General features: G+C 56.1%; 4 pseudogenes. All 4 read left to right on the top strand.

Annotated elements, in window-relative coordinates:
- Positions 1–2: 2 nt before the first annotated feature.
- Positions 3–1,243 (top strand): annotated as a pseudogene (locus tag AM231_RS17445) (non-ribosomal peptide synthetase); the annotation flags it as partial.
- 47 nt (positions 1,244–1,290) lie between these two features.
- Positions 1,291–2,910 (top strand): annotated as a pseudogene (locus tag AM231_RS30040) (condensation domain-containing protein); the annotation flags it as partial.
- Between the two features lie 22 nt (positions 2,911–2,932).
- Positions 2,933–5,087, top strand: a pseudogene (locus AM231_RS30480) (condensation domain-containing protein); the annotation flags it as partial.
- 96 nt (positions 5,088–5,183) lie between these two features.
- Positions 5,184–10,511: pseudogene (locus tag AM231_RS30035) on the top strand (condensation domain-containing protein); the annotation flags it as partial.
- Between the last annotated feature and the right edge of the window lie 94 nt (positions 10,512–10,605).

Here is a 10,605-nt window from a genome sequence, read left to right as displayed (position 1 = left end):
CGATGCTGGTGCTGCAGAACATGCAGATGAGCGAATGGAAGCCGGAAGGGCTGACGATTCGGCCGTACCCGCAGGAAAACCGGGTCGCAAAATTCGACCTGACGGTAGCTGCGGTCGAACAGGCCGGGCGGCTGTATTTCGACTGGGAATACAACACGACGCTGTTCAAAAAGGAAACGGTTGAGCGGATGGGCAACCATCTGGCGAAGATCGTGGATCAGATCGTACAGCGGCCGGACATGCGGCTGGACGAGATCGAGCTGGCCGGGGAAGAAGAGAAGCGTCAGCTGCTGGATACGTTTAACGACACGAAGGCGGACTATCCGAAGGACCAAACGATCCACGCGCTGTTCGAGGAACAGGCGGAGCGAACGCCGGAAGCGGAGGCGGTCGTATTCGAGTCTGAACGGTTGACGTACGGGGAGCTGAACGCGAAGGCGAACCAATTGGCGCATGAGCTGCGGTTGCGTGGCGTCGGAGCGGACCAGATCGTAGGGATCATGGCGGAGCGTTCGCTCGAGATGATCGTGGGGATTCTCGCGATCCTGAAGGCTGGTGGTGCGTACTTGCCGATCGATCCGGCGTACCCGGCGGAGCGGATCGCGTACATGCTGGAAGACAGCGGCGCCGATCTTCTGCTCGTATACGGCGGGGAAGCGGAAGTACCACAAGATTACGAAGGAACCGTGCTGAACCTTGCCGATAAGTCGCTGTACGCGGGCGACACCGCGAACTTGCTAGCGGCCAGCGGGCCGAACGATTTAGCGTACATTATCTACACGTCGGGATCGACGGGCAAGCCAAAAGGGGCAATGGTGGAGCATCGCAACGTCGTGCGGCTGCTCTTTAACGATCGCAACCTATTCGACTTCGGGGCGGGCGACGTCTGGACGATGTTCCATTCGTTCTGCTTCGATTTCTCGGTATGGGAAATGTACGGCGCGCTGTTGTATGGAGGCAAGCTGGTTATCGTTCCGAAACAGACGGCCCAAGAGCCTCGGTTGTTCGCCGAGCTGCTGGAACGCGAACACGTGACGATTCTGAACCAAACGCCAACGGCGTTCTACAGTCTGATCCATGAAGTGTGTGACAAGGGAGCCATGCGGAATCTGTCTGTCCGCAAAGTGATATTCGGCGGGGAAGCGCTGTCTCCCGCGCAACTGGAACCGTGGGCGAAGGCGTATCCCGATGTTCTTCTGATCAACATGTACGGCATTACGGAAACAACCGTTGACGTACAAGGNGGATATCCGGACGAACAGCAGTAACATCGGCAAACCGATCCCAACGTTGTCGGTTGTTATCTTGGACAAGAACGGACGCCTTGCCCCTCTGGGCGTAGCCGGGGAAATGTACGTGGCCGGAGCAGGTGTGACGCGCGGGTATTTGAACCGTCCAGAGCTGACGGCGGAGAAGTTCGTAGACAATCCGTTCGAACCTGGGGAACGGATGTACCGGACGGGGGACCTGGCGAGATGGCTGCCGGACGGGAACCTGGAGTACATGGGGCGGATCGACGAACAGGTGAAAATCCGGGGGTACCGGATCGAGACAGACGAAATTGTGCATGGTCTGCTGCAGTACGCGGACGTGAAGGAAGCGGTCGTCGTCGCCCGGAAGGACGAGAAGGACGAAGCTTACTTGTGCGCGTACGTGGTGAGTGGCGGTGCGTTTGATGGATCGGAGCTGCGTTCGCATTTGAAGCGTAGCCTGCCAGAGTACATGGTGCCATCGTATCTGGTGGAAATGGAGCGGATTCCGCTGACGGCTAACGGCAAGGTGGACCGGAAGGCGCTGCCGGAGCCGCAAGGGCTGGTGCAGGCGGGAAGCGAATACGTGGCGCCGCGAAGCGAGACGGAGACGAAGCTGGCGGCGATTTGGCAGGACGTGCTCCGAATCGAACAAGTCGGCATCCAAGACAACTTCTTCGAGCTGGGGGGCGATTCGATCAAAGCGATCCAGATCGTGTCCAGGTTAAACTCGGAAGGCCTGAAGCTGGCGGTCCGGGATATGTTCACGCATCCGACGATCGAGGAAGTCAGCCGCTATCTTCAGGTCGCGACCCAGGCAGCAGCCGAAGAAGGGACTGTGGAGGGCGAAGTCGCGCTTAGTCCGATCCAGCGTTGGTTTTTCGAGCAACGTATCTCACAAAGCCATCATTGGAATCAGGCGATGATGCTGTACCGCGCGGACGGTTTCCGGGAAGCGCTCGTGGAGGAAGTCGCGGTCAAGCTGACGGAACACCACGACGCGCTGCGGATGGTGTACAGGCAAGAAGCAGGCAAGATCGTGCAGATGAACCGGGGGACGGAAGATCAAGCGTTCCGCCTGCATGTAGTCGACGTCTCGGCGGAAGAGGACGTCAGCGCGGCGGTCGAGCGCGAGGCGACGCTAGTCCAACAGGCGATGAATCTGGAGACCGGCCCGCTGATGCAGCTTGGCTTGTTCCGGACAGGCAGCGGCGACCATTTGCTGATCGCGATCCATCACCTTGTCGTAGACGGGGTGTCCTGGCGAATTCTGTTAGAGGATTTCGCGGCGGGATACGAGCAGCGGCTGCGGGGCGAGGCTGTCGCCTTGCAGAGCAAAACGCATTCGTACCGGACGTGGTCGGAGCGGATGGGAATCTATGCACAGAGCCGGGAACTGCTGAGGGAAGCTGCATATTGGCGGCAGGAGCAAAGCGCCAACGTACAGCCGCTCCCCAAAGATGGGGAAAGTGGCGGAACCCGTACATGGGCGAGCAGCACAAACATTGCGATTAGCTTAAGCGAGACGGAAACGAAAAACCTGCTGACGAGAACGCACCATGCGTACAAGACGGAAATAAATGATGTGCTGCTCGCAGCGCTCGGTTTAGCGATGCAGGAATGGACGGGGCACGAGACGCTGGCCGTTCACCTGGAAGGCCACGGAAGAAGTATTGGACACCGTGGATGTGACGAGAACGGTAGGTTGGTTTACGAGCATTTACCCTGTCGTCTTCGAATTGAAGAGGGCGGAAGGGATATCCTACTGGGTCAAATCGTTCAAGGAGAAGCTGAGACGAATTCCGAACAAGGGCATGGGATACGGCGTGCTGAAGTATATGGCGCCTGCGGAGAAAAGCGGCATTGGAAGTGGGATGGTGCTGGAAATCAGCTTCAATTACTTGGGGCAATGGGACCGGGATATGAATGCGGGCGTCATGTCAATGTCCGGTCTACCCACGGGAGCGCCAATGAGCCCGCAATCGGAACGGGCTTATGCATTGGACATCACGGGGAACGTAATCGGTGGAAAACTGACGCTGAGCGTGACGTACGACAAGCAGGAGTACCGCGAAAGCACGATGCAAGCATTGCTGGCTAACTACAAGAAGCAACTGCTTTCGATTGTCGACCATTGCATGCAGCAAACCGAGACCGAGCTAACCCCGAGCGATGTTGGCAGCGAACAAGTGCCGCTAGTCACTTTCGATAAACTTCGCAAGCAACTGGCAAGTAGCGGCAACGGCGAGATGGTTTCCATGTACCCGCTGTCTCCGATGCAAGAAGGCATGCTGTTCCAAGCGCTAAGGGACCCGCAGTCGTCCGCGTATTTCAATCAATTGTCGATTGTGATTCAAGGGTCGCTGCATGAAGCCTATCTGGAGAAGAGCCTCTCCCTTCTGATGGAACGGCAGGATATCTTCCGAACGGTGTTTATGTACGAGGGATTGGAAAGGCCGTTGCAGATCGTGCTTAAAAAGCGCAAACCTTCGATCGTTTTCGAAGATTACACAGGGTTAACGGAGGATGAAATCAAGATCAGCGTGGAGCGCTTCAAACAATCGGATCGGGAACAAGGATTCGATCTTACGAAAGATGTGCTATTGCGGATTGCCGTATTAAGGACGGAAGAGAGCCGATACGAGATCATTTGGAGTCACCATCATATCCTGATGGACGGCTGGTGCATGGGCATCGTCTTAAAAGAGTTCTTTGATATGTACGCGCAGCTTTGCAGCGGCCAATCGATAGATTTGCCTGCCGTGAAGCCCTATATCCACTTCATCAAGTGGCTGGAAGAGCAGGATCGCGAAGAAGCGCTGGGCTACTGGAGAGATTACTTGTCGGGATACGAGCAGCGGGCGGCGATCCCTGCAAGCGGAAGTCGTACAAATGAGTCGTATGCACATGAAGAAGTCCATTATTCGTTCGCAGAGACATTGACCGAGCGTTTGACGAAATTGAGCAAACACTATCAGGTGACGATGAACAGCATGATGCAGACGGCATGGGGCATGTTGCTGTGCAGTTACAACAACACCGATGATGCGGTATTTGGTGCGGTCGTGTCGGGGCGCCCTGCGGAAATCGACGGGGTCGAGAACATGGTGGGGCTGTTTATCAACACGCTGCCCGTTCGACTAAGCCCGAACGCAACCGCGGACAAGTTTATCGAAACGGTCAAACGGTTACAGCAAAGAGCAAGGGATTCGGAGAAATACGATTATATTTCATTGGCCGAGATTCAAGCGCAATCGGATCTGAAACAAAACTTGATCGATCATCTGTTTGTCTTCCAGAACTATCCGGAAATCAACGAAATAAGCGGGCAATCCGAGAATCAGGATTTTCATATCACGGATGCTCAAATGTTCGAGCATACCAATTATTCGTTAAGCGTGACGATGTATGTACATGCCAGTCGGCTCACCATCAAAATCGGTTTCAATGGGGCGGAACATCGCAGAGATAACATCGAACGAGTCATCAGCCATTTGGAGACCATTCTGGAGCAAGTGACGGCAAGACCGGAGATGCGGCTGGCCGAGATCGAGCTGGCCGGGGAAGAAGAGAAGCGTCAGCTGCTGAATACGTTTAACGACACGAAGGCGGAGTATCCGAAGGATCAAACGATCCTGGCGCTGTTCGAGCAGCAGGCGGAGCGAACGCCGGAAGCGGAGGCGGTCGTATTCGAGTCTGAACGGTTGACGTACGGGGAGCTAAACGCGAAGGCGAACCAGCTGGCGTATTCGTTGCGGTCGCGTGGCGTCGGAGCGGACCAGATCGTAGGGATCATGGCGGAGCGTTCGCTCGAGATGATCGTGGGGATTCTCGCGANCGAACATCAGCAACATCGGCAAACCGATCCCAACGTTGTCGGTTGTTATCTTGGACAAGAATGGACGCCTTGCCCCTCTGGGCGTAGCCGGGGAAATGTACGTGGCTGGAGCAGGCGTGACGCGCGGATACTTGAACCGTCCAGAGCTGACGGCGGAGAAGTTCGTGGATAACCCATTCGAACCTGGCGAACGGATGTACCGGACGGGGGATCTCGCAAGATGGTTGCCGGACGGGAACTTGGAATACATGGGCCGGATCGACGAGCAGGTGAAAATCCGGGGGTACCGGATCGAGACGGGCGAAATTGTGCATGGTCTGCTGCAGCACGCGGACGTGAAGGAAGCGGTAGTCATCGCCCGGAAGGATGAGCGGGGCGAAGCGTACCTGTGCGCGTACGTGGTGAGCGTGGGAGAATTCGACGCATCCGGATTGCGCGCGTATTTGAAGCGTAGCATGCCGGATTACATGGTGCCGTCGTACTTGGTGGAAGTGGAGCAGATTCCGCTGACAGCCAACGGCAAGTTGGACCGGAAGGCGCTGCCGGAGCCGCAAGGGCTAGTGCAGGCCGGAAGCGAATACGTGGCGCCGCGAAGTGAGACAGAAGCGAAGCTGGCGGGAATTTGGCAGGAGGTGCTTGGTCTTTCGCAGCCGGTGGGCATTCGGGACGACTTTTTCCAGCTGGGCGGGGACTCGATTCGAGCTCTTCGTCTGATCGCGAGGATGGAGCAAGCGATCGGACAAAAAACGAACCTCCATCATCTGTACCAGTATCCGACGATCGAATCCTTCTTGGCGAACCTATCCACGAGCGATCAATTGGACCTCGCGGCTGCCGAACGGGCGTTAGCGGCCGATATGGAGAAGCTGCGGGAGCAAATCTTGTCCGGCCCCACATCGCTGGCGGGCGAAGTTGAAGATTTCTATCCGATGAGCGATATCGAGCAAGGGATGATTTTCCATACCCTCATGCAATCCGAGGGTGCGGTATATCACGATCAGTTGGTACATGAGCTTAAAGATGAACACTTCCAACTGGAAAGATTGCGGGAAGCATTGCATTTTATGATCCAGAAGCACCCGATCCTGAGAACCGATTTTTATCTGGAGGCGGATGCTTATCCCCTTCAAATCGTGCGCAAACACGTGGAGGCCCGCATTGGGCTGGATGATTTGACCGGACTGAGCGGGAACGATCAAGACGATTTCGTGAAGCGTTGGCTTGCGGAAGATCGCAAGCGTCCGTTTGACATCAGAACAGCACCGCTTTGGCGGATGCAAGTCTTTCAATTGGGCGGAGAACGTTTGTATTTGTGCTGGATTGTGCATCATGCCATCTTGGACGGCTGGAGCGTCGCGTCATTCATGACGGAGCTGCTGAACGTGTATGGGATGCTGGGGGCTGGGACATTCGACTGGCATGCAGAGGCCGCTTTGAAGAGCACGTATAAGGATTACGTGATTGAACAGCTCGCGGTCAAAGATCGTCTCGATTCCCAAACATTCTGGCAGGAGGAATTGAGGGAATACAAGCGGCTGGAATTCCCGGAGCCGGCAAAGTCAGAGCTGAAACAGAACGGTAATTATTTTGCGTATACGCACGCCTTGGAAAACGGGTTGTTGGAAGATCTCAAGTATTCGGCGAGGAATAGCGGAACAAGCCTGCGTTCCATCTGTTTTGCGGCGTATTTGTACAGTCTGTCTATGTTTACCTACGATAATGAAGTATTAACCGGACTCGTAGAAAACGGACGGCCTGTTCGTGAAGACGGCGATAAAATACTGGGCTGTTTTCTAAATACCGTGCCGGTGCAAATGAAGATCGATACACAAATGACATGGTTGCAATGGATTCGGAACGTCCACGCCAAATGCATGGAGATGAAAAACTTCGGAAGATATCCGCTGCGGGATATTATGCGCGCAACAGGCGTGACGTCTGATGATGGCAACCCATTTTTTGATATTTTATTCAATTTTGTTGATTTTCATATTTACGAATCTTTGCAGGAAACGTCAATCATCTCGAGTGTTCCGCCGGGATTAAGCTATGAGCGTACAAATACCAAATTGGATTTTTCCGTATCGACCACCTTCAATGGGCTGGCATTAAGAATCGTATCTTTCTATCCGGAAGAGGTCGTCCTCAGGCTGCTTCAGTATTTTGAGCGAGCATTGCGTATGACGGCAGCTGATTCGAGTCGGACGATCCATAGCGTCGATTTTCTCGAGGAAGAAGAGAAGCATCAGCTGCTGGAGACGTTTAACGACACGAAGGCGGACTATCCGAAGGACCAAACGATCCATGCTCTATTCGAGGAGCAGGCGGAGCGAACGCCGGAAGCGGAGGCGGTCATATTCGAGTCTGAGCGATTGACGTATGGGGAGCTGAACGCGAAGGCGAACCAGTTGGCGCAGGAATTGCGGGCGTGTGGCGTCGGGGCGAACCGGATCGTGGGAATTATGGCGGAACGGTCGGTAGAGATGATCGTGGGGATTATGGCGATCCTGAAGGCTGGTGGTGCGTACTTGCCGATCGATCCGGCGTATCCGGCGGAGCGGATCGCGTACATGCTGGAAGACAGCGGCGCAAGGCTGCTGCTCGTATATGGGGACGCGGAAGTACCGCAAGATTACGAAGGAACCGTGCTGAACCTGGCGGACGCGTCGCTGTACGCAGGCGACACCGCGAACCTGTCAGCGGCCAGCGGGCCAAGCGATCTGGCATACGTCATCTACACGTCGGGATCGACGGGACAGCCGAAAGGGGTCATGGTCGAGCACAGCGGCTTAACGAACATGATGGTTGCACTGCATAGCAAATATCCTTGCGGGGAAGAGGAAGCTTATTTGCTGAAGACGAGCTATACGTTCGACGTGTCCTTGACGGAACTGTTCGGCTGGATACCGGGCGGAGGAAAAGTGGTCGTGGCGGCGCCGGGCGCCGAGAGAGATCCACGGGAGCTGCTCCAGGTCATTGGCGATAACCGGGTGACGCATATCAACTTTGTACCTTCCATGCTGCAGCTGTTCATGGCGGAGGCGGGAACGAGCGGGGGAGCGGCTCCATCGTTGCAGTACCTGTTTATCGCGGGCGAAGCGTTCCCGACGGAGATGGCACGGCGAGCTTGCCAGCAGTGGCCGCATGCCCGAATCGAGAACATTTACGGGCCGACGGAGGCCACGATCTATGCGACGCAAGAGGCGGTTACTGCGCATACGGAGAAGGTTGGAATCGGCAAACCGCTGCCGAACGTTCGCACGTATGTCGTTGACCGGGCGAACAAGCTAGCGCCGATCGGGGTGCCGGGGGAGCTGTGCATCGCGGGAGACGGTTTGGCGCGCGGGTACTTGAACCGTCCAGAGCTGACGGCGGAGAAGTTCGTGGACAACCCGTTCGAACTTGGCGAGCGGATGTACCGGACGGGAGACTTGGCCAGATGGCTGCCGGACGGGAATCTGGAGTACATGGGCCGGATCGACGAACAGGTGAAAATCCGGGGGTACCGGATCGAGACAGGCGAAATTGTACACCGTCTGCTGCAGCACGTGGACGTGAAGGAAGCGGTCGTCGTCGTCCGGAAGGACGAGAAGGACGAAGCTTACTTGTGCGCGTATGTGGTGAGCGGCGGTGCGTTTGATGGATCGGAGCTGCGTTCATATTTGAAGCGCAGCCTGCCAGAGTACATGGTGCCGTCGTACTTGGTTGAAGTGGAGCGGATTCCGCTGACGGCTAACGGCAAGGTGGACCGGAAGGCGCTGCCGGAGCCGCAAGGGCTGGTGCAGGCGGGAAGCGAATACGTCGCGCCGCGAAGCGAGACGGAGACGAAGATGGCGGCGATTTGGCAGGATGTGCTCCGAATTGAACAAGTCGGCATCCAAGACAACTTCTTCGAGCTGGGCGGCGATTCGATCAAAGCGATCCAGATCGTGTCCAGGTTAAGCTCGGAAGGCCTGAAGCTGGCGGTCCGGGATATGTTCACGCATCCGACGATCGAGGAAGTCAGCCGATATCTTCAGGTCACGACCCAGGCAGCAGCCGAAGAAGGGACTGTGGAGGGCGAGGTCGCGCTCAGTCCGATCCAGCGGTGGTTTTTTGAGCAACGTATCTCTCAAAGCCATCATTGGAATCAGGCGATGATGCTGTACCGCGCGGACGGTTTCCGGGAAGCGCTCGTGGAGGAAGTCGCGGTCAAGCTGACGGAACACCACGACGCGCTGCGGATGGTGTACAGGCAAGAAGCAGGGAAGATCGTGCAGATGAACCGGGGGACGGAAGAGCAAGCGTTCCGCCTGCATGTAGTCGACGTCTCGGCGGAAGAGGACGTCAGCGCCGCGGTCGAGCGCGAGGCGATGCTTGTCCAGCAGGCGATGAATCTGGAAACGGGCCCGTTGATGCAGCTTGGATTGTTCCGGACGGGAAGCGGCGATCATCTGCTGATTGCGATCCATCACCTTGTCGTGGACGGGGTGTCCTGGCGAATTCTGTTGGAGGATTTCGCAGCGGGATACGAGCAGCGGCTGCGGGGCGAGGTTGTCGCCTTGCCAGGCAAAACTCATTCGTACCGGACGTGGTCGGAGCGGATGGGGATCTATGCACAGAGCCGGGAACTGCTGAGGGAAGCTGCATATTGGCGGCAGGAGCAAAGCGTCAACGTGCAACCACTCCCCAAAGACGGTGAAAGCGGCGTAGCTCGTACCATCGGGAGCAGCACAAGTATGGCGATTAGCTTAAGCGAGACGGAAACGAAAAACTTGCTGACGGGAACGCACCATGCGTATAAGACGGAAATGAACGATGTACTGCTCGCGGCGCTTAGCCATGCAGGAATGGACGGGGCACGAGACGCTGGCTATTCACCTGGAGGGACACGGCCGCGAAGAAGTATTGGATGACGTGGACGTGACGAGAACGGTAGGTTGGTTTACGAGCATTTACCCTGTCGTCTTCGAATTGAAGAAGGCGGAAGGAATATCCTACTGGGTCAAATCGTTCAAGGAGAAGCTAAGACGGATTCCGAACAAAGGCGTGGGATACGGCATGCTGAAGTATATGACGCCTGCGGAAAAAAGCAGCATTGGAAGCGGGATGTTGCCGGAAATCAGCTTCAACTACTTGGGGCAATGGAATCGGGAAATGGATACCGGGGCCATGTCGATGTCCGAGCTTTCAGCTGGGCTGTCGATGAGCCCGCAATCGGAACGGGCCTATGCGCTGGACATTGCAGGGAGCGTTATCGACGGACAACTGACGCTGAGTGTGACGTACGACAAGCAGGAGTACCGCGAAAGCACGATGCAAGCATTGCTTGCCAATTACAAAAAGCAACTGCTTTCGGTTGTCGCGCATTGCATGCAGCAAAGCGATACCGAGCTGACCCCGAGCGATGTTTGTAGCGAACCAATGCCGCTAGTCACCTTCGATAAACTTCGCAAGCAACTGGCAAGTAGCGGCAGCGGCGAGATGGTTTCCATGTACCCGCTGTCTCCGATGCAAGAAGGCATGCTGTTCCAAGCG

The sequence above is a fragment of the Paenibacillus solani genome, assembly GCF_001277345.1.
GTDB lineage: Bacteria > Bacillota > Bacilli > Paenibacillales > Paenibacillaceae > Paenibacillus_AQ > Paenibacillus_AQ solani.
This window is presented reverse-complemented; position numbering and strand designations above follow the sequence as displayed.